Source organism: Neobacillus sp. PS3-34, assembly GCF_030915465.1.
Classification (GTDB): Bacteria; Bacillota; Bacilli; order Bacillales; family Cytobacillaceae; genus Neobacillus_A.
In genome coordinates, this window is the sequence record NZ_CP133267.1 from 2,155,712 (window position 1) to 2,181,273 (window position 25,562).

19 protein-coding genes, 6 pseudogenes and 2 other annotated features are annotated in these 25,562 nt (G+C 41.8%); all 25 genes and pseudogenes read right to left on the bottom strand.

The genetic code is table 11. From position 1 onward, the window contains the following. Window positions 1-23: 23 nt before the first annotated feature. The 25 genes and pseudogenes from rplC to ispF all read right to left on the bottom strand — a co-directional run bounded on the left by rplC (window position 24) and on the right by ispF (window position 25,558). Window positions 24-650 (bottom strand): 50S ribosomal protein L3, encoded by a 627-nt coding sequence (rplC, locus tag RCG23_RS11185; protein ID WP_308179747.1) that lies wholly within the window; start codon window positions 648-650, stop codon window positions 24-26. Between the two features lie 35 nt (window positions 651-685). Then, window positions 686-994: a 30S ribosomal protein S10 gene (gene rpsJ, locus RCG23_RS11190; RefSeq protein ID WP_308179748.1), complete on the bottom strand. Its 309-nt coding sequence runs from the start codon at window positions 992-994 to the stop codon at window positions 686-688. 701 nt (window positions 995-1,695) lie between these two features. Then, window positions 1,696-2,883 carry an elongation factor Tu gene (gene tuf / locus RCG23_RS11195; RefSeq protein WP_308179749.1) on the bottom strand — a complete coding sequence of 396 codons (1,188 nt, stop codon included), beginning with the start codon at window positions 2,881-2,883 and terminating at the stop codon, window positions 1,696-1,698. 124 nt (window positions 2,884-3,007) lie between these two features. Then, a pseudogene (gene fusA, locus RCG23_RS11200) lies at window positions 3,008-5,087 on the bottom strand (elongation factor G). A gap of 48 nt (window positions 5,088-5,135) precedes the next feature. After that, window positions 5,136-5,606, bottom strand: coding sequence for a 30S ribosomal protein S7 (rpsG, locus tag RCG23_RS11205; RefSeq protein ID WP_308179750.1), 471 nt, complete (start codon window positions 5,604-5,606; stop codon window positions 5,136-5,138). Window positions 5,607-5,649: 43 nt separating this feature from the next. Then, the gene (gene rpsL / locus RCG23_RS11210; protein ID WP_308179751.1) at window positions 5,650-6,072 is read right to left on the bottom strand and encodes a 30S ribosomal protein S12; all 423 of its coding nucleotides are present in this window, start codon (window positions 6,070-6,072) and stop codon (window positions 5,650-5,652) included. Window positions 6,073-6,176: 104 nt separating this feature from the next. After that, entirely contained in the window at window positions 6,177-6,425 is a 249-nt protein-coding gene (locus RCG23_RS11215; RefSeq protein WP_308179752.1) for a 50S ribosomal protein L7ae-like protein, read from the bottom strand. A 181-nt stretch (window positions 6,426-6,606) separates the two neighbouring features. Beyond that, window positions 6,607-10,193, bottom strand: a pseudogene (gene rpoC / locus RCG23_RS11220) (DNA-directed RNA polymerase subunit beta'). Between the two features lie 90 nt (window positions 10,194-10,283). Beyond that, window positions 10,284-13,852 (bottom strand): annotated as a pseudogene (rpoB, locus tag RCG23_RS11225) (DNA-directed RNA polymerase subunit beta). Between the two features lie 244 nt (window positions 13,853-14,096). Further along, the gene (locus RCG23_RS11230; protein WP_308179753.1) at window positions 14,097-14,699 is read right to left on the bottom strand and encodes a class I SAM-dependent methyltransferase; all 603 of its coding nucleotides are present in this window, start codon (window positions 14,697-14,699) and stop codon (window positions 14,097-14,099) included. Between the two features lie 151 nt (window positions 14,700-14,850). Further along, window positions 14,851-15,210, bottom strand: coding sequence for a 50S ribosomal protein L7/L12 (rplL, locus tag RCG23_RS11235; RefSeq protein ID WP_308179754.1), 360 nt, complete (start codon window positions 15,208-15,210; stop codon window positions 14,851-14,853). 62 nt (window positions 15,211-15,272) lie between these two features. Next, window positions 15,273-15,773, bottom strand: coding sequence for a 50S ribosomal protein L10 (rplJ, locus tag RCG23_RS11240; RefSeq protein WP_308179755.1), 501 nt, complete (start codon window positions 15,771-15,773; stop codon window positions 15,273-15,275). 31 nt (window positions 15,774-15,804) lie between these two features. Continuing rightward, window positions 15,805-15,937, bottom strand: a sequence feature (ribosomal protein L10 leader region). Window positions 15,938-15,988: 51 nt separating this feature from the next. Then, on the bottom strand, window positions 15,989-16,687 hold the full coding sequence (rplA, locus tag RCG23_RS11245) for a 50S ribosomal protein L1 (RefSeq protein WP_308179756.1): 699 nt from the start codon (window positions 16,685-16,687) through the stop codon (window positions 15,989-15,991). A 114-nt stretch (window positions 16,688-16,801) separates the two neighbouring features. Then, the gene (gene rplK / locus RCG23_RS11250; protein WP_223595882.1) at window positions 16,802-17,227 is read right to left on the bottom strand and encodes a 50S ribosomal protein L11; all 426 of its coding nucleotides are present in this window, start codon (window positions 17,225-17,227) and stop codon (window positions 16,802-16,804) included. Between the two features lie 253 nt (window positions 17,228-17,480). Beyond that, complete coding sequence (gene nusG, locus RCG23_RS11255; RefSeq protein ID WP_308179757.1) at window positions 17,481-18,014, bottom strand: transcription termination/antitermination protein NusG; 534 nt, start codon at window positions 18,012-18,014, stop codon at window positions 17,481-17,483. A gap of 180 nt (window positions 18,015-18,194) precedes the next feature. Continuing rightward, on the bottom strand, window positions 18,195-18,377 hold the full coding sequence (secE, locus tag RCG23_RS11260) for a preprotein translocase subunit SecE (RefSeq protein ID WP_308179758.1): 183 nt from the start codon (window positions 18,375-18,377) through the stop codon (window positions 18,195-18,197). A 114-nt stretch (window positions 18,378-18,491) separates the two neighbouring features. Continuing rightward, window positions 18,492-18,641, bottom strand: coding sequence for a 50S ribosomal protein L33 (gene rpmG, locus RCG23_RS11265; protein WP_308179759.1), 150 nt, complete (start codon window positions 18,639-18,641; stop codon window positions 18,492-18,494). A gap of 92 nt (window positions 18,642-18,733) precedes the next feature. Beyond that, a complete protein-coding gene (gene sigH, locus RCG23_RS11270) occupies window positions 18,734-19,345 on the bottom strand; it encodes an RNA polymerase sporulation sigma factor SigH (RefSeq protein WP_374049851.1) in 612 nt (203 codons plus the stop codon). Between the two features lie 109 nt (window positions 19,346-19,454). After that, a pseudogene (locus RCG23_RS11275) lies at window positions 19,455-19,963 on the bottom strand (NYN domain-containing protein). A gap of 2 nt (window positions 19,964-19,965) precedes the next feature. Then, window positions 19,966-20,709, bottom strand: a complete 744-nt coding sequence (gene rlmB / locus RCG23_RS11280; RefSeq protein WP_308179761.1) for a 23S rRNA (guanosine(2251)-2'-O)-methyltransferase RlmB — start codon at window positions 20,707-20,709, stop codon at window positions 19,966-19,968. Next, a complete protein-coding gene (locus RCG23_RS11285; protein ID WP_308179762.1) occupies window positions 20,706-21,131 on the bottom strand; it encodes a Mini-ribonuclease 3 in 426 nt (141 codons plus the stop codon). The genes rlmB and RCG23_RS11285 overlap by 4 nt, the downstream gene beginning before the upstream one ends. A 3-nt stretch (window positions 21,132-21,134) precedes the next feature. Beyond that, window positions 21,135-22,530: pseudogene (gene cysS / locus RCG23_RS11290) on the bottom strand (cysteine--tRNA ligase). Further along, window positions 22,511-23,203, bottom strand: coding sequence for a serine O-acetyltransferase (cysE, locus tag RCG23_RS11295; RefSeq protein WP_308180037.1), 693 nt, complete (start codon window positions 23,201-23,203; stop codon window positions 22,511-22,513). Before cysE ends, cysS begins: the two are co-directional and overlap by 20 nt. 57 nt (window positions 23,204-23,260) lie before the next feature. Continuing rightward, window positions 23,261-23,493 (bottom strand) — a binding site (T-box leader). A gap of 46 nt (window positions 23,494-23,539) precedes the next feature. Continuing rightward, a pseudogene (gene gltX / locus RCG23_RS11300) lies at window positions 23,540-24,999 on the bottom strand (glutamate--tRNA ligase). A gap of 70 nt (window positions 25,000-25,069) precedes the next feature. After that, on the bottom strand, window positions 25,070-25,558 hold the full coding sequence (ispF, locus tag RCG23_RS11305) for a 2-C-methyl-D-erythritol 2,4-cyclodiphosphate synthase (RefSeq protein WP_308179763.1): 489 nt from the start codon (window positions 25,556-25,558) through the stop codon (window positions 25,070-25,072). Window positions 25,559-25,562: the final 4 nt, after the last annotated feature.

Here is a 25,562-nt window from a genome sequence, read left to right on the forward strand (position 1 = left end):
TTTCCTCCTTTCTTAAAAAGTTATTATGCTTTAATCGCACTTTTAACTTTAATTAATGCTTTTCTTGGACCAGGTACACTACCTTTAATTAATAGCAGGTTGCGTTCAACATCAACTTTTACAATTTCAAGGTTTTGTACAGTGATTTGCTCTCCGCCCATGCGTCCAGCAAGTTTTTTACCTTTGAAAACACGGTTTGGAGCAACAGGTCCCATTGAACCTGGACGACGGTGATAACGTGAACCGTGAGCCATTGGGCCGCGTGATTGTCCGTGGCGTTTAATAACACCTTGGAAACCTTTACCCTTTGAGATTGCGATCACATCTACGATATCGCCTTCAGCGAAAACATTAACTTTGACTTCTTGACCAACTTCGTACCCAGCCAAATCAACTCCGCGTAATTCGCGAATGAAGCGCTTAGGAGTAGTGCTAGCTTTTGCAACATGTCCTTTTTCAGGTTTGTTTGAAAGCTTTTCACGTTTGTCTTCAAAACCTAATTGAATCGCTTCGTAACCATCGATTTCAATTGTTTTCTTTTGAAGAACTACGTTTGCAGCTGCCTCAATTACTGTTACCGGGATAAGGTTGCCATTTTCAGCAAACACTTGAGTCATACCAATCTTTCTTCCTAAGATTCCTTTGGTCATATCAGTCACACCTCCTATTTATTATCATTTATAATTTAAAGTTTAATTTCAATGTCAACGCCTGATGGTAAGTCTAAACGCATTAATGAATCGACTGTTTGTGGCGTTGGGTTGATGATGTCGATTAGACGTTTATGAGTACGCATTTCGAACTGCTCACGAGAATCTTTGTATTTATGCACCGCGCGAAGAACCGTGTAGATTGACTTCTCTGTCGGAAGCGGAATCGGACCAGATACAGCAGCACCCGAACGCTTAGCAGTTTCAACAATTTTCTCAGCAGATTGATCAAGGATCCTGTGATCATACGCCTTTAAACGAATACGAATTTTTTGTTTTGCCATTATTTTCCCTCCTTTTCGCCTATTTTCTAAAATAGACATTCTCCGTGAAAATTTCCCACACACTCGCCATGGCAAAGCGGCCGGGTGTGTCAGCAACCTTTCACTTCATCGCAGTCAAAGACCAACATTGTCTATTATACATAAAACACAAACTAAACGCAACATGTTTTCGTTTCTTTTTATGTTTAGCACACTTTTATTATTATAACGACTAGATTTGTATTTTTCAAGGGCTTTTATACATCTCCAAAAACACCCATTTTATTATCCGAGGTATGTGTTTATATACTATAGAAGAAACTAGTTTTAAAAAGCTTAATCGTATTATCAATTGGCTGTTTTCTAAATGATTGTTGTTTTTAGTAGTAGTTGATTTCCGCTTCAGGATGCTTGCCTTCTGCGGGGTCTCAGCTGTACCACTGCTCCCGCAGGACGTTGAATCAGCTTCCTAGTAAAACACCGCACGAAGAAAATGCGAGAGCATTTTCGAGGAGCTCGCACCTTCCGCTCCATTCTGATTTTCTCTAAATAGCAATAAAGTTTACGAAAACAGCCTTTTAATTAATCGGAATAACAAGTCTTTAAAACAACAGCTCTTTTAAAGTTTAATGTTGATTAGTATGAAGTAAATGCAGGGAATCGTTTAACATAACCAAAACAAAAAAAAGGCGGATCGTCATCCGCCTTTTCATTAACAATTATTATTCAGTGATGCTAGCTACTACGCCAGCGCCTACAGTACGTCCGCCTTCACGGATAGAGAACTTTGTACCTTCTTCGATCGCAACTGGAGCGATAAGCTCAACAGTCATTTCGATGTTGTCGCCAGGCATAACCATTTCTACGCCTTCAGGAAGATTACAGATACCTGTAATATCAGAAGTACGGAAATAGAATTGTGGACGATAGTTTGTGAAGAATGGAGTATGACGTCCACCTTCTTCTTTTGATAGAACATAAACTTCAGCTTTGAACTTTGTGTGTGGAGTGATTGATTTCGGCTTAGCCAAAACTTGGCCGCGCTCGATTTCTTCACGTGCTACACCACGAAGTAGTGCACCGATGTTGTCTCCAGCTTCAGCATAATCAAGAAGCTTACGGAACATTTCTACACCTGTTACAGTAGTAGATTTTGGCTCTTCAGTGAAACCTACGATTTCGATAACGTCACCAACTTTTACTACTCCACGCTCAACACGTCCAGTAGCAACAGTTCCACGACCTGTGATTGAGAATACATCCTCAACAGGCATCATGAATGGCTTTTCAGTATCACGAGCTGGTGTTGGGATATACTCATCAACTGCAGCCATAAGTTCGATTACTTTTTCTTCCCAAGCAGCATCGCCTTCTAATGCTTTAAGAGCAGAACCTTTGATAACAGGAACATCATCACCAGGGAATTCGTATTCAGAAAGAAGATCACGGATTTCCATTTCTACTAATTCAAGTAGTTCTTCGTCGTCTACCATGTCACACTTGTTCATGAATACTACAAGGTGAGGTACACCTACCTGACGAGATAAAAGGATGTGCTCACGAGTTTGTGGCATTGGGCCGTCAGTTGCAGAAACAACTAGGATACCGCCATCCATTTGTGCAGCACCAGTGATCATGTTTTTAACATAGTCAGCATGTCCTGGGCAGTCAACGTGTGCATAGTGACGAGTTGCAGTTTCGTACTCAACGTGTGCAGTTGAGATTGTGATTCCGCGCTCGCGCTCTTCTGGAGCAGCATCGATTTGGTCGTATGCACGCGCTTCAGCTCCACCTGCTTTAGCAAGTACAGTTGTGATAGCAGCAGTTAAAGTAGTTTTACCATGGTCAACGTGACCAATTGTTCCGATGTTAACATGGGGCTTTGAACGGTCGAATTTAGCTTTTCCCATTAGAGAAATCCTCCTTTAAATTATAAGTTAAGTATTATAGATGGAACTGTGAAAAAGGTCGACTCAGTTTCACAGTTTCCATGCTTACATAAGTAGTTATACTTGATATAAAGGTGAAAATCAATTATTCACCTTTATTTTTTTTGATGATTTCTTCAGAAACTGATTTTGGTACTTCTTCGTAGTGATCGAAGTGCATGGAGAATACTCCACGTCCTTGAGTGCTTGAACGAAGTGCAGTAGCATAACCAAACATTTCTGAAAGTGGTACCATAGCACGAACTACTTGAGCGTTACCGCGAGCGTCCATACCTTCTACACGTCCACGACGAGCAGTGATTTGACCCATGATATCTCCTAGATATTCCTCTGGGATAATAACTTCAACCCTCATAATAGGTTCAAGAATTACCGGGCTACATTTAGAAGCTGCATTTTTAAGAGCCATAGAAGCGGCAATCTTAAATGCCATTTCAGATGAGTCAACATCATGGTATGATCCATCAAATAGTCTTGCTTTAATATCTACTAATGGATAGCCAGCAAGAACACCACGGTCTAGTGAATCTTCAAGTCCAGCTTGTACCGCTGGGATGTATTCACGTGGAACAACACCACCGACGATTCCATTTTCGAATTCAAACCCTTTTCCTTCTTCGTTTGGAGAGAACTCGATCCAAACGTGTCCGAATTGTCCGCGACCACCTGATTGACGTGCAAATTTACCTTCAACTTGAGCAGAACCACGGAAAGTTTCGCGGTAGGCAACCTGAGGAGCACCTACGTTAGCTTCAACTTTAAATTCACGGCGCATACGGTCAACGATGATATCAAGGTGAAGTTCACCCATACCAGCGATGATTGTTTGTCCAGTTTCCTGGTCAGTATGTGCGCGGAAAGATGGATCTTCCTCTTGAAGTTTTTGCAATGCAGTTGACATTTTGTCTTGGTCTGCTTTTGACTTCGGTTCAACAGAAAGCTGGATAACTGGCTCTGGGAATACCATTGATTCTAAGATAACAAGATTTTTGTCATCACACAGAGTGTCACCAGTAGTTGTATCTTTTAGTCCTACAGCAGCAGCAATGTCACCAGCATAAACCTTAGAGATTTCCTGACGGCTATTTGCATGCATTTGTAGAATACGTCCTACACGCTCACGCTTACCTTTTGTAGAGTTTTGGACATATGATCCAGACTCTAACGTACCAGAGTAAACACGGAAGAACGTTAATTTACCAACATAAGGGTCAGTCATAACTTTGAATGCTAGAGCTGAGAATGGCTCTTCGTCACTTGAATGACGCTCAACTTCTTCATCTGAATCAGGTAGAATACCTTTAATTGCAGGTACATCTAATGGAGATGGAAGATAGTCGATTACTGCATCAAGCATTAATTGAACACCTTTGTTTTTGAATGCTGATCCACAAATTACTGGGTAGAATTCAACGTTAGTAGTACCTTTACGAATCCCTGCTTTTAGTTCTTCGATAGTGATTTCTTCTCCACCAAGGTACTTTTCCATTAATTCTTCATCTAATTCTGCAACAGCTTCAACTAACTTTTCGCGCCATTCTTGTGCTAGTTCCATATGTTCAGCAGGAATGTCACGAACTTCAATATCAGTTCCTAAGTCGTTTGCATAGAAAGTAGCTTTCATTTCTACCAAGTCAATGATAGCTTCAAACTCATCTTCTGCACCGATTGGTAACTGAATTGGGTGAGCATTTGCTTGTAAACGGTCATGAATTGTTCTAACAGAATACAAGAAATCTGCACCGATTTTATCCATTTTGTTAACGAAAACTACACGTGGTACACCGTATGTTGTTGCTTGGCGCCAAACTGTTTCTGTTTGAGGCTCAACACCAGACTGCGCATCTAGTACAGCTACTGCACCATCAAGTACACGCAGGGAACGTTCAACTTCAATTGTGAAGTCTACGTGTCCTGGTGTATCGATGATGTTAACGCGATGGCCACTTCCATGAAGCAGTAGTCGCAGCAGAAGTAATTGTGATTCCGCGCTCTTGTTCCTGCTCCATCCAGTCCATTTGGGAAGCACCTTCATGTGTTTCACCAATTTTATGGATTTTACCTGTGTAATAAAGTACACGCTCAGTCGTAGTCGTTTTACCGGCATCGATGTGAGCCATGATACCAATATTACGAGTGTTATCTAAGGAGAACTCTCTTGCCATTTGGTCTTTCTCCTTCCTAGTATGAAAATTTTTATATTGAAGGTTAGATTACCAACGATAGTGAGCAAACGCTTTGTTTGCTTCAGCCATTTTGTGTGTATCTTCACGCTTTTTCACTGAAGCTCCAGTGTTGTTAGCTGCGTCAAGAATTTCGTTAGCTAAACGCTCTTCCATTGTTTTCTCACCACGAAGACGAGAATAGTTAACCAACCAGCGAAGACCAAGAGTAGTACGACGGTCAGGGCGCACCTCAACTGGTACTTGGTAGTTAGCTCCACCTACACGGCGTGCTTTTACTTCAAGAACAGGCATGATGTTTTTCAGCGCTGCATCGAATACTTCCATTGGCTCTTTTCCAGCACGTTCACGAATAATATCGAACGCGTTGTAAAGAATAGCCTGGGACTTACCTCTTTTTCCGTCTTCCATCATTTTGTTGATTAGACGAGAAACTAACTTTGAATTATAAAGTGGATCTGGCAATACGTCTCTTTTTGCTACAGGACCTTTACGAGGCATGTAATTTCCTCCTTTCAAAAAAGCTTATATTTGTTAGATTGGTTTATTTCTTTGGTGCTTTCGGACGCTTAGTACCGTATTTAGAACGGCCTTGCATACGATTGTTAACGCCAGCTGTATCAAGCGCACCACGAACGATGTGGTAACGTACCCCTGGTAAATCCTTTACACGTCCTCCACGGATAAGAACAACACTGTGCTCTTGAAGGTTGTGGCCGATACCAGGAATGTATGCAGTCACCTCGATACCGTTTGTCAAACGTACACGTGCATATTTACGTAACGCTGAGTTCGGTTTCTTTGGAGTCATTGTACCAACACGAGTACATACTCCGCGTTTTTGTGGTGAAGATACATTTGTTTGTGATTTTTTAAAGCTGTTGTAACCTTTGTTAAGTGCTGGTGATTTTGATTTTTCCTCTTTTGTTTGGCGAGGTTTACGCACTAATTGGTTAATAGTAGGCATGTTTTTTTCCTCCTTTCACTTCTTTGTTGACCCACACATCCAGGTGGTTCATTTTTTTGCAAAAACAAAGTTTTTGCAGATTCATCTATCTACAAAAACAGTTTTTAACGGATAATAGCAACAGCTGCCGCTCCAACTTTAATCCCGCATGCTTTTCCGAGTTTTTTCATCGAATCCGCATTAAGGACTGGTACGTTCATTTTAAGAGCAAGGTTTATAATCGGAGATGTAATTTCCGGATCAGCATCTTCCGCTACAACAATCTCTCTGACCATACCTTCATTTAGTGCTTTCGCTGTCTGTTTTGTTCCTATAATGACTTCTTTAGCCTGTAATACTTTTTCATAAGACATTAATCATATCCTCCAAAGTATCAGGTGAATAGGAGCACCTTTGATATAGTAACATCTATAGTTAATGATGTCAACTAAACTTTGAATTTTTGATTTCATAAAATTGACTTCCATTTTTAACATCAGAGTTTTTCCTTAAAATGCGGCACCTGCTGTCTAAGCAAGTGCCGCTTTTAATATACTACTCGATTAATGCTTCTTCAGAGCTAAGCACAGGTTCTGCCTTCCGGTAGCGCTGCATTCCTGTACCAGCTGGAACAAGCTTACCGATGATAACATTTTCCTTCAGGCCAAGAAGCTCATCACGCTTGCCTTTAATCGCTGCATCTGTAAGGACTCTTGTAGTTTCCTGGAAGGAAGCAGCGGACAAGAATGAATCCGTTTCAAGGGAAGCTTTAGTGATACCGAGCAATACAGGACGACCTGTAGCTGGCATTTTTCCAGTCAATAATGCCTTTTCGTTCGCATCAGTAAATTGGTGGATATCAAGAAGTGTACCTGGAAGTACATCTGTTTCACCAGCATCAATAACACGGACTTTACGAAGCATTTGACGGACCATTACTTCAATATGTTTATCGCCGATTTCTACCCCTTGCATACGGTAAACCTTTTGAACTTCACGCAGCAAGTACTCTTGGACGGCGCCAACATCTTTTACTTTAATTAATTCCTTCGGATCGATTGAACCTTCTGTCAGTTCCTGACCGCGAAGGACTTTATCATTGACGGCCACTTTTAATCTTGCAGTGTAAGGAGCATTGTATGTCCGTGATTCAACTTCACCTTGGACAACAATTTCATGCTGGCGGTCTTTGCCCTCATTAATTCCCACAATAACACCATCAAGTTCAGATATGACTGCCTGGCCCTTAGGATTACGTGCTTCAAAAATTTCTTGGATACGCGGTAAACCTTGAGTGATATCGTCTCCCGCAACACCGCCGGTATGGAAAGTACGCATTGTTAACTGTGTTCCTGGCTCACCGATTGACTGGGCAGCAATGATACCAACTGCTTCGCCAACTTCGACCTCCTGGCCAGTTGCCAAGTTACGGCCATAACACTTCTTACATACACCATGGCGTGTATTACATGTAAATGCAGAACGGATATTTACCTCTTCGATTCCTGCTCCAACAATAATTTCAGATAAGTCTTCAGTAATCAGCCCATTTTCCGGAACGAGGACTTCCTTCGTTTCGGGATGTTTGATCGCACGGCGAGCATAGCGCCCGATTAAGCGTTCATCCAATGCCTCAATTACTTCAGTACCATCTTTTAGCGCCTGAATTAATAGTCCTCGGTCAGTTCCGCAATCATCTTCACGGACAATAACATCCTGGGCTACATCAACAAGACGGCGTGTCAGGTAACCAGAGTCAGCCGTTTTTAGGGCTGTATCCGCAAGACCTTTACGCGCACCGTGAGTAGAAATGAAGTATTCCAATACTGTCAGACCTTCACGGAAACTTGATTTGATCGGTAGTTCAATGATACGTCCAGCCGGGTTGGCCATCAGACCACGCATACCGGCAAGCTGTGTAAAGTTAGATGCGTTACCACGGGCTCCGGAGTCACTCATCATAAAGATTGGGTTGGTCTTATTCAGGGATTGCATCAGCTTTCCTTGAATCGTATCCTTCGCCTGGCTCCAGATCGAGATAACACGGTCGTAACGCTCATCCTCGGTAATTAAACCGCGGCGGAATTGTTTTAATACGTTATCCACTTTACTTTGTGCTTCCTGTAAAATTACCTGTTTCTCAGGAAGTACGACGATATCTGCCACACCAACAGTTATGCCGGCTTTGGTAGAAAACCTGAATCCAAGGTCTTTCATGCGGTCAAGCATTTTTGACGTTTCAGTGATTTTGAAACGCTTGAATACTTCAGCGATGATATTACCAAGAATTTTCTTCTTGAATGGATCAACAATTGGAAATTCCTTAATTCTTGCTTTGACGTCCGTACCTTTTTCAACAAAGTATTTCTCAGGTGTTTTAACCTCAAGATTGTCTCTTGTCGGTTCATTTATATAAGGGAACGACTTAGGAAGAATTTCATTGAATACAAGCTTACCTACTGTTGTAAGTAGAAGCTGTTTGTTTTGTTCTTCCGTAAATGTCTCGTTATTTAAAGACCCTGCATGTACGGCTACTCTTGTATGAAGATGGACAAAGCCATTTTGATATGCAAGCAGTGCTTCGTTTGTATCATTAAAGACCATGCCCTCGCCTACTGCCCCTTCTCGTTCAAGAGTCAGGTAGTAGTTACCAAGAACCATATCCTGGGACGGTGTAACAACCGGTTTTCCATCCTTAGGGTTAAGGATGTTTTGTGCAGCAAGCATTAACAGGCGTGCTTCTGCCTGAGCTTCTGCTGAAAGAGGAACGTGGACAGCCATTTGGTCTCCGTCAAAGTCTGCGTTGTAAGCAGTACATACAAGCGGATGAAGGCGGATAGCACGACCTTCTACAAGTGTAGGTTCGAATGCCTGGATTCCAAGTCTGTGAAGAGTCGGGGCACGGTTTAATAGTACCGGATGCTCTTTAATGACATCTTCAAGTACATCCCAAACATCTGGCGAAAGTCTTTCAATTTTCCGTTTAGCCGACTTAATATTATGGGCTAAACCTTTTTCAACTAGCTCTTTCATCACAAATGGTTTGAATAATTCAATAGCCATTTCTTTAGGAAGGCCGCATTGATACATTTTCAGGTTTGGACCAACAACGATTACGGAACGGCCTGAATAGTCAACACGTTTACCAAGCAAGTTTTGACGGAAACGTCCTTGTTTACCCTTTAACATGTGTGACAGTGATTTCAATGGACGGTTACCAGGGCGGTTACAGGACGACCGCGTCTGCCATTATCTATTAATGCATCTACAGCTTCCTGAAGCATACGCTTCTCATTCTGAACGATGATGCTAGGAGCACCAAGATCCAATAAACGCTTTAGGCGATTATTCCGGTTAATAACACGGCGATACAAATCATTTAAGTCAGATGTAGCAAACCTTCCGCCATCCAACTGAACCATCGGACGCAGCTCAGGAGGGATAACGGGAAGTACATCCAGAATCATCCATGATGGTTCATTGCCTGAACCACGAAATGCTTCAAGTACTTCAAGGCGTTTTATAGCGCGTGTACGGCGCTGTCCTTGGGCAGTTTTTAATTCCTCTTTAAGGAACTCAACATCCTTGTTTAAATCGATATCTGAAAGCAATTTCTTAATTGCTTCAGCACCCATTGAAGCCTGGAATTTATTACCGTACTTTTCACGGTATGCGCGGTATTCTTTTTCAGATAAAAGTTGTTTCTTTTCAAGAGCAGTATCTCCAGATTCAGTTACCACATAAGAAGCAAAGTAAATTACTTCTTCGAGTGCACGAGGTGACATGTCAAGAACAAGTCCCATGCGGCTTGGAATTCCTTTGAAATACCATATATGGGATACAGGAGCAGCAAGCTCGATATGGCCCATGCGTTCACGGCGAACTTTTGCACGCGTTACTTCGACACCACATCGGTCACAAACTACACCCTTGTAACGAACACGCTTGTACTTTCCGCAATGACATTCCCAGTCCTTCGTAGGACCGAAAATTCGCTCACAGAACAAGCCATCTTTTTCAGGTTTTAATGTACGATAGTTGATGGTTTCTGGTTTTTTGACTTCTCCGAAGGACCATGAACGGATTTTATCGGGTGAAGCAAGACCAATTTTCATATACTCAAAATTATTAACATCCAGCAAGGGCATACCTCCCTTTTGATCTCCAGGTTTTACCCTTAATGAACGGATAAGGCCAAACAACTACAGCTATTTGGCCTTCATTCCGTCGAATTACTCTTTGGAGCCTACTTTTTCTGATTCTAAGTTAAGTGGTTCCGCAGCAATGTTCAATGTATCTGATTGATTTAAATCTTCATCATCATCTGTGTCACGCAATTCTATTTCTTTTTCATCACTGGATAGCATCTTAACATCCATTCCTAAACTTTGAAGTTCTTTGATTAGAACTTTAAACGATTCTGGAATGCCTGGTTCAGGAACGTTTTCACCTTTAACGATCGCTTCGTATGTTTTCACACGGCCAACGACATCATCGGATTTAACAGTTAGGATTTCTTGAAGTGTATAAGCTGCGCCATATGCTTCAAGAGCCCAAACTTCCATCTCCCCGAAACGCTGTCCACCAAATTGCGCTTTACCGCCAAGAGGCTGCTGCGTAACTAGTGAGTATGGTCCAGTTGAACGAGCGTGAAGTTTGTCATCAACCATGTGGGCTAGTTTGATCATATACATAACACCAACAGACACACGGTTATCAAACGGCTCACCGCTACGGCCATCATATAGAACTGTTTTGGCATCTCTTGCCATTCCAGCTTCTTCAATAGTGCCCCAAACATCTTCTTCACGCGCACCGTCAAATACAGGAGATGCTACGTGGATTCCAAGTGCCCTTGCAGCCATACCAAGGTGAAGCTCAAGCACCTGTCCAATATTCATACGAGAAGGAACCCCTAATGGATTTAACATGATATCTACTGGAGTGCCATCCGGCATGTAAGGCATATCTTCTTCCGGTAAAATTCGAGAGATAACCCCTTTATTTCCGTGGCGTCCTGCCATTTTATCGCCCTCAGAAATCTTACGTTTCTGAACGATATAAACGCGGACAAGCTGATTTACACCCGGTGGTAATTCGTCGCCATCTTCACGGTTGAAGACTTTAACATCAAGGACAATACCGCCACCGCCGTGAGGAACACGAAGAGATGTGTCACGAACTTCACGGGCTTTTTCGCCGAAAATTGCATGAAGAAGGCGTTCTTCTGCAGTCAATTCTGTTACTCCTTTAGGAGTTACTTTACCAACAAGAAGGTCTCCGTCTTTTACTTCGGCACCTGTACGAATGATTCCGCGCTCATCCAAATTGCGAAGAGCATCTTCACCGACATTTGGAATATCGCGAGTGATTTCTTCTGGTCCAAGTTTTGTATCACGGGACTCAGATTCGTACTCTTCAATATGGATAGATGTATATACGTCGTCTTTCACAAGACGTTCGCTCATGATAATAGCATCTTCGTAGTTATAACCATCCCAGTTGATGAAGGCAACAAGGACATTCCTGCGTAGAGCCAGCTCGCCAAGCTCCATGGAAGGTCCGTCAGCAAGGATTTCTCCTTTAGTAACACGGTTTCCAACAGCAACGATTGGACGCTGGTTATAACATGTTCCCTGGTTGGAACGGATGAATTTCTGTAAACGGTATTTATCGAGGTCACCTTTTACTTCCTGGCCATCTACCTCTTTAATGCGACGCACCCATACTTCTCGTGCTTCCACATGTTCAACAATACCTTCATATTTACAAATGACAGCTGCACCTGAATCTTTACCAGATACATACTCCATGCCAGTTCCTACTCTTGGAGCTTCCGGCTGCATTAACGGAACAGCCTGACGTTGCATGTTCGCTCCCATAAGGGCACGGTTAGAGTCATCGTTTTCAAGGAAAGGGATACATGCTGTTGCAGCAGATACTACCTGCTTTGGAGAAACGTCCATATAGTCAACACGGTCTCTTGGTACTACTGTGTTTTCACCACGGAAACGGGCTACTACTTCCTCATTAAGGAAGGAACCATCTTCTCCTAAACGAGAATTTGCCTGGGCAACTACATAGTTATCTTCTTCATCCGCCGTTAAATAGTCAATATGACTTGTAACTTTCCCAGTATCAGGGTCGATACGGCGATATGGCGTTTCAATAAATCCGAAACGGTTCACCTTCGCAAAAGATGATAAGGAGTTGATCAAACCGATGTTAGGCCTTCCGGCGTTTCAATCGGACACATACGGCCATAGTGGGAATAGTGAACGTCACGCACTTCGAAGCCTGCGCGTTCACGTGTCAAACCACCAGGTCCCAATGCTGATAAACGGCGCTTATGCGTCAATTCTGCAAGCGGGTTCGTTTGGTCCATGAACTGTGATAACTGAGAGCTACCAAAGAACTCTTTAATTGATGCTATAACCGGACGTATGTTAATCAATTGCTGCGGCGTGATTGTCGCTGTATCCTGGATGGACATTCTCTCACGGACCACACGCTCCATACGGGATAAGCCAATACGGAACTGATTTTGAAGCAATTCGCCCACGGAACGAAGGCGTCTGTTTCCAAGGTGGTCAATATCATCCGTATCGCCTACTCCATGCAGTAAGTTAAAGAAATAACTAATAGAAGCAATGATATCGGCTGGAGAAATGTTCTTAACAGCTTCCTCAACATACGCGTTGCCAAGAACATTAATTACCTTCTCGTTTTCATCATTTGGAGCGTAAATCTTAATGGCTTGAAGAAGAATCTCCTCTTCAACCACTCCGCCCGCCGGATGGAAATTAGCAAAGTTAATATTCTTTTCAAGGGCAGGGATGATCTTGTCTAAATGGCGACGGTCAAGTAGTGTACCTTTATCTGCAATGATCTCGCCAGTATCCGGATCAACAAGTGCCTCAGCAAGGCGCTGCCCAAACAGACGATTTTTAATATGCAGCTTTTTATTAATCTTATAGCGGCCTACATTCGCAAGGTCATAACGTTTTGGGTCAAAGAATCTTGAAACTAATAGACTCTTTGCGTTATCCACTGTCGGCGGCTCGCCTGGACGAAGACGCTCATAGATTTCCAAAAGCGCTTTGTCAACACTTTCGGTGTTATCCTTTTCCAGCGTATTGCGGATATATTCGTTATCCCCAATCAATTCGATGATTTCTTGATCAGAGCCGAACCCAAGAGCACGCAAAAGAACCGTAACGGGCAACTTCCGAGTACGATCTATTCTGACATATACGACGTCTTTGGCATCTGTTTCATATTCAAGCCAAGCGCCGCGGTTCGGAATGACAGTTGCTGTAAAACCTTTTTTACCGTTTTTATCAACTTTTCCGCTGTAATATACACTTGGAGAACGAACAAGCTGTGAAACGATAACACGTTCTGCGCCATTAATGACGAACGTACCTGTTTCAGTCATAAGTGGGAAATCACCCATGAACACATCCTGGTCTTTTACTTCTCCTGTTTCTTTGTTTACAAGACGCACTTTCACTCTTAATGGAGCAGAATAAGTAACATCTCTCTCTTTTGATTCCGGAACGGAATACTTTGGTTCGCCAAGGCTGTAATCAATAAATTCTAGTGATAGGTTACCAGTAAAGTCTTCAATTGGCGAAATATCCTGGAACATTTCACGCAAACCCTCATCAAGAAACCATTGATAAGAAGAGGTTTGGATTTCAATAAGATTTGGTAATTCTAAAACTTCACTGATTCGCGCGTAACTTCTTCGTTGGCGGTGTCGTCCATACTGAACTAGTTGACCTGTCAACTGATTCACCCCTCAAATCAAGCGTTATAATTTAAATCTATTTGCGTCTTTTGGAAAGAAAAAGAAAACTCCCATAAGACAAAAAGAAAAAGGGTTTTTTTACTCAAAAACCACATTTTCACATTTTTGACTATTATTTTGTCATCTTTTCCGTCTTTCCCCACTTTTATACAAGAAAAAAGGTTAAAAAAGGGAATAAACAGGAAAATATTATGTTGGCATTTTACAATGTTAACATAGCGACATTTCACAGTCAATCTTTTTTAGCTTTAATGATAAAATAGCCCTTCTCTTTATCAACAATTTCCACTTCAGCAAACATCTCTGATAGTTTTTCTACAGCAGAAGGAGCTCCCTGCTTTTTTTGAATAACCACCCACAGTTCCCCGCCTGGTAAAAGGTGCTCATAGCTTTGTTCAAATATTTCATGGACTACCTTCTTTCCTGCACGGATGGGGGGATTTGTCAGGATTGCAGCAAAATCCTTTTCCTTCACTCCGAAAAGCCGGTCACTTTCATAAATCACCACATTGGAAATGTGGTTGATCCCTGCGTTTTCCTTCGCCAGTTCCATGGCACGCTCATTTACATCTACCATATGTACAACACGCGGCACATAGTGTTTTGCAAGTGAAAGTCCAATTGGCCCGTAGCCGCAGCCTACATCTAAAATCTTTCCATCAATGTCAGGCAGCTGAAACGTTTCTATCAGAAGTCGGGAACCAAAATCTACTTCTTTTTTCGAGAAAACCCCATTGTCCGTTTTGAAACGGAATTGAGAATTCAATAGAGTATAGTCCCAGTATTTCGGGTCACTATCTACTTTTTGCGTACGGGAATAGTAATGTTCAGACAATACGCCTCACCTCCGGTGGAGAGTATATTTGAAGGTACAATTGAGGATAAACATTTGAATCGAATTATATTCGAAACACCTGTGAAAAGCAAAAATTTGATTTTTCAGGCAAAAAAAGCCCGCTTATGCAGCGAGCTTTTTTACAGTTAGATTACTTAACTTCAACGTTAGCTCCAACTTCTTCAAGTTTACCTTTGATTTCTTCAGCTTCTTCTTTAGAAACGCCTTCTTTAACAGCTTTTGGAGTGTTGTCAACAAGGTCTTTTGCTTCTTTAAGTCCAAGACCAGTGATTTCACGTACAACTTTGATAACTTTGATTTTTTGGTCGCCTGCAGAAGCAAGAACAACGTCAAATTCAGTTTTTTCTTCAACAGCAGCGCCGCCAGCAGCAGCCATTGCTACAGGAGCAGCAGCAGTTACGCCAAATTCTTCTTCGATTGCTTTTACTAGGTCATTAAGTTCTAAAACAGTCATGCTTTTAACTGCTTCAATGATTTGTTCTTTAGTCATGATTAAGTTCCTCCTTGAAATTTAGGTTAGTTTTTTTTATTTTTTAGGCCGTTAAAATTAACTTACGCGCCTTGTTCTTCTTTTTGTTCTGCAACTGCTTTTGTAACAAGAGCAAGGTTGCGGATTGGAGCTTGAAGTACGCTGAGTAGCATAGAAAGTAAACCTTCGCGAGATGGAAGTTCCGCAAGAGCCTTAACTTCTTCTACAGTAGCGATATTTCCTTCAATCACACCTGCTTTAATTTCAAGAGCTTCATGCTTCTTAGCGAAGTCATTAAGAATTTTAGCTGGTGCTACTACGTCGTCGTTACTGAATGCAATTGCATTAGGACCTGTTAAAGCTTCATTTAAACCTGAAAGCTCAGCAGCATCAGCAGCACGGCGAGACATAGAGTTTTTGTAAACTTTGAAATCGATGCCCGCTTCACGAAGCTGTTTACGAAGTTCAGTAACTTCAGAAACTGTAAGGCCGCGGTAATCAACAACGATAGTTGATTTGCTTGCTTTTAGCTTTTCAGCGATTTCATCAACGATTTGCTTTTTGATTTCAATTACTTTGCTCATCTTTACACCTCCTGTAGTTAGTGCATTCATACCAGGCAAACAAAAACCTCCACATCATAAAGACACGGAGGCAGCATACAATTGAATTGCTTCTATCGTATTACCTCGGCAGGATAATTAAGCCTGAAGGCGCCTGCTGTCTACGGTACAAATGTTATTTTATTTTAAACAACAAAACATATATTACTAAATATAGATTCAGTTGTCAAATGGAATTATTTTACAGAAACAGATGAAGGATCTACTTTAACTCCAGGGCCCATTGTTGAAGTAACTGTAACGTTCTTCATGTAAGTACCTTTTGCAGCAGCAGGCTTCACTTTAAGCATTGTGTCGAAGATAGTGTTGAAGTTTTCAACAAGCTTTTGGTCTTCGAAAGATGCTTTTCCGATAGGAACGTGAATGTTACCAGCTTTATCAACGCGGTATTCTACTTTACCAGCTTTGATTTCATTTACTGCTCTGGTTACGTCAAAAGTAACTGTGCCTGTTTTAGGGTTTGGCATTAAGCCTTTTGGTCCTAATGTACGGCGAAGCTTACCAACTTCACCCATCATGTCAGGAGTAGCAACGATTACATCAAATTCGAACCAGCCTTGCTGGATTTTGTTGATGTATTCTGCATCGCCAACATAATCAGCGCCAGCAGCTTCTGCTTCCTTCACTTTTTCACCCTTCGCGAATACTAAAACGCGTTGAGTTTTACCAGTTCCGTTTGGAAGAACTACTGCTCCACGGATTTGCTGGTCAGCTTTCTTTGGATCTACTCCAAGACGGAAAGCTACTTCTAAAGTTGCGTCAAATTTTGCAAAGTTTGTTTTCTTTGCAAGTTCGATCGCTTCTGCAACAGGATAAGCTTTTGAACTGTCTACAAGCTTTGCAGCTTCTAAAAACTTTTTACCTTTTTTAGCCATTGTTAATTTCCTCCTAGATTGTGGTTTTAGCGGAATAACCTCCCACGAATAAAGGTTGCGAGTGAACAAATCAGCATCGCAACCCCAATCATACAAAAAACAGTTTCGCCTGGATTAGTCTTCGATAACAATACCCATGCTGCGAGCAGTACCTTCAACCATACGCATAGCTGCTTCTACACTTGCTGCGTTAAGGTCAGGCATTTTCTGTTCAGCAATCTCGCGTACCGTACCACGTTTAACTGTTGCTACTTTATTACGGTTAGGCTGGCCTGAACCAGACTGGATTCCAGCTGCTACTTTCAGAAGAACTGCAGCAGGAGGAGTTTTTGTAATAAATGTAAATGAACGGTCTTCAAATACCGTAATTTCAACAGGAATGATTAAACCAGCTTGGTCTGCTGTACGAGCGTTAAACTCTTTACAGAATCCCATGATGTTAACACCTGCTTGACCCAATGCAGGACCAACCGGTGGCGCTGGATTAGCTTTACCAGCAGGGATTTGCAATTTAACAACCTTAATTACTTTTTTAGCCACGAGACACACCTCCTTAAAGTCCGTGATGTGGTAATAGGGGTTTCCCCTCCCACTCAACAAAAGTCTTTATATTAAATAAAGAACTTGATTACAAAAGTTCAGAGCCTCTTTGTCCGAGACATACTGACCTATGAAATATTAACATTTTTTAAAATTGATTTCAAGTTTTTTTACAATATCATTATTTTTTTCTTTAAAACTTGATAACTGCCTAGTCCAAATTCCCAGCGGCCAGTTATTCTAAAACAGCCTTTTATAATTTATCGATTTGTGTGAAATCCAGCTCCACCGGTGTATCACGGCCGAACATATTTACAAGAACCTTGAGCTTTGCTTTGTCCTTGTCCATTTCTTCTATAGAACCGGTAAAATTAGCAAATGGACCTTCCTTGACTTTAACCGTTTCACCGATTTCGAAATTGACGTCAATGCGTCTTTCTTCTACTCCCATGCGCTTGAGGATCATATTAACTTCTTCTGGAAGTAGCGCGGTCGGTTTGGAACCTGATCCTGCGGAGCCGACAAATCCCGTTACACCCGGAGTATTTCGGACTACATACCAGGAATCATCCGTCATTACGATTTCAACTAATACATAGCCAGGAAATACTTTTCGTTTCACAACTTTTTTCTTGCCGTTTTTGATATCAGTTTCTTCTTCTTCCGGAACGACCACACGGAAGATTTTGTCTGACATACCCATTGATTCAACACGTTTTTCTAAGTTGGCTTTTACTTTATTTTCATAACCCGAGTACGTATGAACAACATACCAATTTTTTTCCATTCAAGAGGACTAGTTCGTCCGTCCCTCCCTGTTTTCATCTTATTATTTTTTAAAAGTAAATCTATTTGACTTAAGTGATGTCTAGATTTCGCTTTTCTTGGACAAATGAAAAAACCCGTTATCCGGGCTTTTAAAAGAAATTCCTGTAATATTCTCCATTATACCATGAAACACCTTAGGTTATTCAAGAATTAAACGAATCAATTTTGAAATACCCAAATCTATGACTGCAAAGAAAATGGCAGTAAACGCAACCGTTGTCAAAACTGTAAGCGTATAGCGGGTCAATTCGCGGCGTCTTGGCCAGCTGACCTTTCTCATTTCACGGGCTACATCACTGAAAAACTTGCTTATGCGCTGCATCTTGTGACCTCCATCTATGGGAATACATATTCGAAAAGCATAAGCGCCTTGGCTGGCGCTGTACTAGACAGCTTTCAATGTTGAAAGTTTACTATTCTTTAATTACTAGTTTCATTACTTTGTTTCACGGTGGTTTGTATGTGTGCCGCAGGTCTTGCAGAATTTATTTAACTCCAGCCGATCAGGGTTTTCCTGTTTATTGCTGGTTGATGTATAATTCCGCGAGCTGCAAACAGAACATGCAAGAGTGATTTTCTTACCCATTTTAACACCTGCTTGGCCCATCTTTAATATCTTTCAAAACTGTAACATGCTCCCTATTTATTGTCAATAACACATAGGGACGGACCTTCGGTTTAAAGAGAAAATTCTCTTATTTCCAAATACCTCTCCAGCTTTCTTTTCACTCGCTGCAGGGCATTATCAATCGACTTCACATGGCGGTTTAGCTCTTCAGAAATTTCCTGGTACGATTGGCCGTCCAGATAGAGTGATAATACCTTTCTTTCTAAATCGCTCAATAATTCTGTCATTTTTACTTCTATTTGGTCAAATTCTTCCTGGTTAATGATTAATTCCTCAGGATCCATTACTTTCGCGCCAGACAAAACATCCATCAGGGTTCGATCTGATTCTTCATCATAAATAGGCTTGTCCAATGAAATATAAGAGTTAAGGGGAATATGTTTTTGCCTTGTAGCGGTTTTGATAGCCGTGATTATTTGCCTGGTAATGCACAGCTCGGCAAATGCTTTAAAGGATGTAAGCTTGTCTTCTTTAAAATCACGAATAGCTTTGTACAGGCCGATCATGCCCTCCTGTACAATGTCTTCCTTATCTGCTCCGATTAAAAAATAGGATCTTGCTTTTGCACGTACAAAATTTCGGTATTTATGGATTAAATAATCGAGTGCTTCACTTTCGCCTTTGTGCACCAAATCTACAATTTCTTCGTCTTCGAGCAGCATCAGCTTTTCGTTGATTCTTACTTTGAAGTCCAGACTCACTAAGATCCCCTCCGACCGTACACGCATAGATAGAAATATTATACAGCAGTTCAATTTTTAGCGTCAATGCTCATTTCTGACCTCTGCGCCACTTTTCAAAAATTTCTGCCACTTCATCACTAAGAGGAATTTTGGAGACGGGTTTCTTTTCTTGTATTTTTTTTACATTTTTATTTATTCCCTTTTCAACTAAACTCATTTCATTGTACAATTCCCGCGCCGATATCCGTAGGGCTCCCTGGCAAAAATCGCCCATTGTTCCGTATAATCGGAGGTAGCTACGTGGATCTGTGTCCGTCTATTATTTAAACTGATCGCGAGCTTTTCGATTCGCTCATCGGCTGATTCATTTTCTTTTGTAAAAATAACTTCGACCTGATGATTTTTATATTTTTTTTCGGTTCCCTGTACATAATGGGCATCGAATATTATGATGACACGATAGCCTGAATAGCCCTGATATTCCGCCATCTTCTCCACTAATCGGTCCCTGGCTGCCGCAAGATCCTTATCTTTTAATACTCGCAGCTCCTGCGAGGCACCGATAATGTTGTATCCATCAACGAGGAGGATGTCCATTTTTATCCCTCAAGTGGATGCCGTTTCCGATATACCTCATACATTAACAGGGCTGCTGCAACAGATGCATTTAAAGATGTAACCTTTCCAGCCATTGGCAGGTTAATGAGGAAATCACATTTATCCCTAATCAGCCTGCCCATTCCTTTTCCTTCACTTCCAATCACAAGCCCAAGTGGAAGTGTGCCATCAAAATGGCGGTAATCCTGGCTGCCGCTCGCATCCGTTCCTGCAATCCAAATACCGCGTTCTTTCAGCTCGTCTATCGTTCGTGCCATGTTGGTTACTCTTGCGACGGGCACATATTCAATTGCACCTGTCGAGGATTTAGCGACAGTAGCTGTCAGCCCGACTGCCCTCCGTTTCGGTATAATGATGCCATGGGCTCCCACAGCATCTGCAGTTCTCATAATCGACCCCAAATTATGCGGATCCTCGATTTCATCCAGCAATAAGAAAAATGGTGTCTCATTTTTCTTTTCAGCCGCATTAAATAAATCATCCAGTTCCGCATATTGATAGGCTGCCACATAGGCTAGGACACCCTGATGGTTGGTATCGGTCAGCTGATCTATTTTTTTCTTTGGCACAAATTGCACAATTACATTCGATTCCTTTGCCAGCTGTGTAATCTGCTGCATTTGGCCTCTCTGTGAACCTTCTGCAATAAGGATTTTATTGATGTCACGATTCGATTTTAATGCTTCGATTACTGGATTTTTGCCAACGATATATTCTTCGCTCATCCTTTCGCTCCTCCTTTTTGTATTTCCACATGAGAAAAGGCTGTTAAGATTAATTCCTCTAACCGCTCCTGCTTGCCTGTTAAATGTAAATGGCCGAGCAAGGCTTCAAATGCTGTGCTGTAACGATAGGTTTGGACATCCGTGTTTTTCGGTACCGTCCCTGATTTTGCATTCCTCCCCCTCATTACAACTGCCAATTCATCTTCGCTTAATATGCCGTCATCCATCATTTGAAAAAGAATTTGACATTGCGCTTTAGCAGATACATACTTTGTTCCTTCACGGTGCAGGTGATTTGGTTTTACTTTCCCGCTTTGCAGCAGGTGACGCCTTACATATACTTCAAAAACGGCGTCACCCATGTAAGCAAGGGCCAGGCTATTCAACTGTTTCGCATCGACTTTTTCTTCATAATGGAGCATGGATTAGCCTCTTTTCCATCTTGTTCCTTGCGGCGTATCTTCCAAAATGATATTCATTTCTTTTAACTGGTCCCTTATTTCATCTGACAATTGGAAGTTTCGATCTTTACGGCTGGATACGCTTTTGAATCAGTGCTTCAATTTCCTCGTCAAGCAGATCTTCCTTTCCAATTGACAGGCCGAGCACATGGAATAACTCCTCAAATTCCTTCAAGAAAGCATCAATGACAGCAACAGCTGTATTTTTTTCCAGCAAATAATAATTTGCCAGCTTTGATAAATCGAAAAGGACAGATATTGCTTTAGCTGTATTAAAATCATCATCCATGGCTTCGATAAACTGTTCCCTTAAAGCAGAAATTTTATCAAACCATTCCTGGTTATTATCTGTCAGGTCAGTGCTTGCTGCTTTCCGGTGTTTAAGGTTCTGGAAGGAAGTAGTCAGCCTATCGAACGCGGCTTTTGTATTTTCCAGCAATTCCTCACTATAATTGATGGGGTTGCGGTAATGTACGGACAGCATGAAAAATCTCAATACCTGCGGGCTGTGTACTTTAATAATGTCGTGGACAAGGACAAAATTCCCCAGCGATTTAGACATCTTTTCATTATCGATATTGATATAGCCATTATGCATCCAGTAGCGGGAAAATAATTTACCTGAAAGCGCTTCTGACTGGGCAATCTCATTTTCATGATGAGGGAACGTTAAATCCTGTCCGCCAGCATGAATGTCAATGGTTTCCCCAAGGTACTTTTTCGCCATTGCCGAGCACTCAATATGCCAGCCTGGACGGCCAATTCCCCATGGGCTTTCCCAGTAAATTTCTCCTTCTTTTGCTGCCTTCCATAGTGCAAAATCAAGAGAATCCTGCTTCTTCTCCCCTACTTCAATCCTTGCCCCTACTCTAAGTTCATCGATTGACTGATGAGAAAGCTTTCCATACCCATCAAACTTTCTGGTACGGAAATATACATCACCATTTGATTCATAAGCGAAGCCTTTTTCAATCAGACTGCTGATAAATTCAATAATAATATCCATATTTTCCATTACGCGCGGATGTACATCTGCTTTTTTGCAGCCTAAAGCTGAAACGTCCTCAAAATAAGCATTTATGAAACGCTGGGCAATGGATGGGACATCCTCTCCCAATTCATTTGCAGCGCGGATTAATTTGTCATCTACATCTGTAAAGTTAGATACATACTGAACCTCGTATCCCCGGTATTCCATATATCTTCGTACCGTGTCAAATACAATCGCAGGACGTGCATTCCCTATATGAATATAATTATAGACGGTAGGTCCGCAAACATACATTTTTACTTTTCCCTCTTCAAGCGGAGAGAAAATTTCCTTTTTACGAGTAAGTGTATTATAGAGTTGTATGGCCATTTACTTTGCTCCTTTCATCTTTTAGCTCTATTATTTCCTGTCTTAATTTTGATAACTCGATTTCAAGCTCTTTAAAACGGTCCCCCGTAGGATCGGGCAAGTCGCAATGATTTAAATCCTTTTTTATCTTAATACCATCCCTGACGACTACCTTGCCAGGAACACCGACAACTGTAGAATTAGGAGGTACTTCCTTTAACACAACAGATCCTGCTCCAATTTTGGAATTCTCTCCAATGGTAATCGAACCCAACACTTTGGCTCCAGTCGCTATCAAGGCATTATCCTTAATCGTCGGATGGCGTTTTCCTTTTTCTTTTCCTGTTCCTCCAAGAGTGACGCCCTGAAAGACCGTTACATTATCTCCTATTTCGCATGTTTCCCCGATGACTACTCCCATGCCATGGTCGATAAAAAATCTTCGGCCAATCTTAGCCCCCGGATGGATTTCAATTCCGGTAAAGAACCTGCTTGCCTGGGAAATAATCCGGGCGGGGAAATAGAATTTTCGTTTATACAAGGCATGCGCTAATCGGTGAGCCCAGATGGCGTGCAGGCCTGAATAGGTTAAAATCACTTCCAGATAGGTCCTGGCAGCTGGATCCTGTTCAAAGACCACTTCAATATCTTCTTTTAACTTTTTAAACACGACTGGTTCCTCCTTTGCTTTTATTTTGATTTCTCTTGTTTTTCGTTTTTTATAGAAAATAAAAAGCGCCCCTGTCATATAGACAGAGACGCTGAAGGCGCGGTTCCACTCTGTTTAGATTGCCATATTTAATGACAATCCCAACTTAACCTTTTAACGGAGGGCTCCGCCCATATTTACTTGGATATACTCATCCTTTTAAAATGGGGCTCAGAGGTGCACTTCAAAAAATGATAATCTTAAACCACTTTCAGCCGGTGGTGGTTCTCTCTAAAAAGCATCATTTTTCTACTTTTCCTCATCAACACTTTACATTTATGAATATCTTACCTTTTAATATATTACATTTTCTCGAAAATGTTAACTGATAATATTCTTCAGGCGTGTTTGAATTTTTGATTCCCCTAATAATTCAATCGCCATAGGAAGATCGGGGCCATGCGTTCTGCCAGTGACTGCCGCACGAATTGGCATGAAAAGATTTTTCCCTTTTTGTCCTGTCGACTTTTGGACAGCCTTCATTGCAGCTTTAATTCCATCCGCTTTAAATTCACTTAGCTGGTCGAGCTCAACTGAAAAGGCTTTAAGAACCTCTGGCACCTGCTCACCAGATAGAACCTCTTTTGCATCTTCTTCATAGTCTGCTTCCTCTTTGAAGAACATATCCGTCAGTTCAACGATTTCGGCACCAAAGCTCATTTTTTCCTGGAAAAGGGCAATTAGGCTGCGTGACCATTCCATTTCTGTTTCACTCATATCAGCAGAAACACGTCCAGCTTTAATTAAATGCGGCAATGAAATGCCTACAAGACGGTCAATATCCGCTTTTTTAATATACTGGTTATTCATCCAGGCAAGCTTTTGTTTATCAAATAACGCCGGTGATTTTGACAGACGCTCTGCATTAAAAATCTCAATGAATTCTTCCTTTGAGAAGATTTCTTCCTCGCCAGACGGAGACCAGCCAAGCAAAGTGATAAAATTAAACAATGCTTCGGGCAGATACCCTAATTCTTCATATTGCTCGATAAATTGGATAATCGATTCATCCCGTTTGCTTAACTTTTTACGGCTTTCATTTACAATCAGTGTCATATGCCCGAATGTCGGCGGCTCCCATCCTAATGCTTCATAAACAACAAGCTGTTTCGGAGTATTGGAAATATGGTCGTCACCCCTTAATACATGGGAGATTTCCATCAGATAGTCATCAATGGCAACCGCAAAATTATAGGTAGGAGTGCCATCCTTTTTGACCATGACCCAGTCGCCCATTCCTTCAGACTCAAAGCTGACTTCACCTTTGACCATGTCATTGAAGGAGTAAACCTTTCCTGTAGGCACCTTAATGCGGATGCTTGGCTTTCGCCCTTCTGCTTCAAGCTTCGCACGTTCTTCCTCATTTAAGTGGCGGCATTTGCCTGAATACTGTGGAGTTTCACCGCGCTCAGTCTGGCGCGTCACGTTCTGCTTCAAGCTCCTCTTCAGTACAATAGCATTTATAGGCATGGCCTTTCTTCTAACATTTGAAGATAATATTTTTCATATATTTCATTTCTTTCAGACTGGCGGTACGGCCCATATTCGCCGCCAACATCTACGCTTTCATCCCAGTCCATGCCAAGCCATTTCAAATACTTCAGCTGGCTCTGTTCGCCGCCTTCAATATTACGCTTTTTGTCTGTATCTTCAATCCTGATAATGAACTTCCCGCCCAGGTTCCGGGCAAATAAGTAATTAAATAACGCCGTACGGGCGTTACCAATATGTAAATGTCCAGTGGGACTTGGAGCATACCTTACGCGAACTTCTTTTGACATAATAATGCCTCCTGTAACTTAGGAATCTGTCTAATTATTGTATTAGTGTATCATGGTATTTTTGAAAAAACTATTCATGAAGGCTAGTCTTTTTTAAAAGGACGACCGCTTGAGAGGCAATACCCTCTCCCCTGCCGGCAAAGCCAAGCTTTTCTGTCGTCGTTGCCTTTACGTTAACTTGCTCCGAATCTGCTTCAAGCAATCCGGCGATCCGTTCCTGCATTTGTCCAATATAAGGTGCCATCTTTGGCTTTTGGGCAATGATGGTGCAGTCTGCATTTACAAGCTCGTACCCTTTTTCCTTAACAAGCTTCCAGACATGCTCCAACAATTTAGCCGAGTCAGCATCTTTAAAATCGGGGTCTGTATCAGGAAAATGCTTTCCGATGTCCCCTGCGCCAATTGCACCGAGGCACGCATCTGCCACTGTATGCAAAAGGACATCCGCGTCAGAGTGGCCTAACAGCCCTTTTTCATAAGGGATGGCAATGCCTCCAATGATGAGAGGGCGGCCTTCCGTTAATTGATGAACATCAAAGCCCTGTCCTATCCGAAACATATAT

Bases quoted from the DNA above. Each gene is read 5' to 3' on its own strand.
- rlmB (WP_308179761.1), bottom strand. From the start codon at position 20,709: ATGAGCGAAGAATATATCGTTGGCAAAAATCCAGTAATCGAAGCATTA.
- RCG23_RS11285 (WP_308179762.1), bottom strand. From the start codon at position 21,131: ATGCTCCATTATGAAGAAAAAGTCGATGCGAAACAGTTGAATAGCCTG.
- sigH (WP_374049851.1), bottom strand. From the start codon at position 19,345: ATGCTGCTCGAAGACGAAGAAATTGTAGATTTGGTGCACAAAGGCGAA.
- secE (WP_308179758.1), bottom strand. From the start codon at position 18,377: ATGCAGCGCATAAGCAAGTTTTTCAGTGATGTAGCCCGTGAAATGAGA.
- rpsL (WP_308179751.1), bottom strand. From the start codon at position 6,072: ATGCCTACTATTAACCAATTAGTGCGTAAACCTCGCCAAACAAAAGAG.
- rpsJ (WP_308179748.1), bottom strand. From the start codon at position 994: ATGGCAAAACAAAAAATTCGTATTCGTTTAAAGGCGTATGATCACAGG.
- tuf (WP_308179749.1), bottom strand. From the start codon at position 2,883: ATGGGAAAAGCTAAATTCGACCGTTCAAAGCCCCATGTTAACATCGGA.
- rpsG (WP_308179750.1), bottom strand. From the start codon at position 5,606: ATGCCTCGTAAAGGTCCTGTAGCAAAAAGAGACGTATTGCCAGATCCA.
- rplA (WP_308179756.1), bottom strand. From the start codon at position 16,687: ATGGCTAAAAAAGGTAAAAAGTTTTTAGAAGCTGCAAAGCTTGTAGAC.
- nusG (WP_308179757.1), bottom strand. From the start codon at position 18,014: ATGGAAAAAAATTGGTATGTTGTTCATACGTACTCGGGTTATGAAAAT.
- rplL (WP_308179754.1), bottom strand. From the start codon at position 15,210: ATGACTAAAGAACAAATCATTGAAGCAGTTAAAAGCATGACTGTTTTA.
- ispF (WP_308179763.1), bottom strand. From the start codon at position 25,558: ATGTTTCGGATAGGACAGGGCTTTGATGTTCATCAATTAACGGAAGGC.
- rplJ (WP_308179755.1), bottom strand. From the start codon at position 15,773: ATGAGCAAAGTAATTGAAATCAAAAAGCAAATCGTTGATGAAATCGCT.
- RCG23_RS11215 (WP_308179752.1), bottom strand. From the start codon at position 6,425: ATGTCTTATGAAAAAGTATTACAGGCTAAAGAAGTCATTATAGGAACA.
- rplC (WP_308179747.1), bottom strand. From the start codon at position 650: ATGACCAAAGGAATCTTAGGAAGAAAGATTGGTATGACTCAAGTGTTT.
- rpmG (WP_308179759.1), bottom strand. From the start codon at position 18,641: ATGGGTAAGAAAATCACTCTTGCATGTTCTGTTTGCAGCTCGCGGAAT.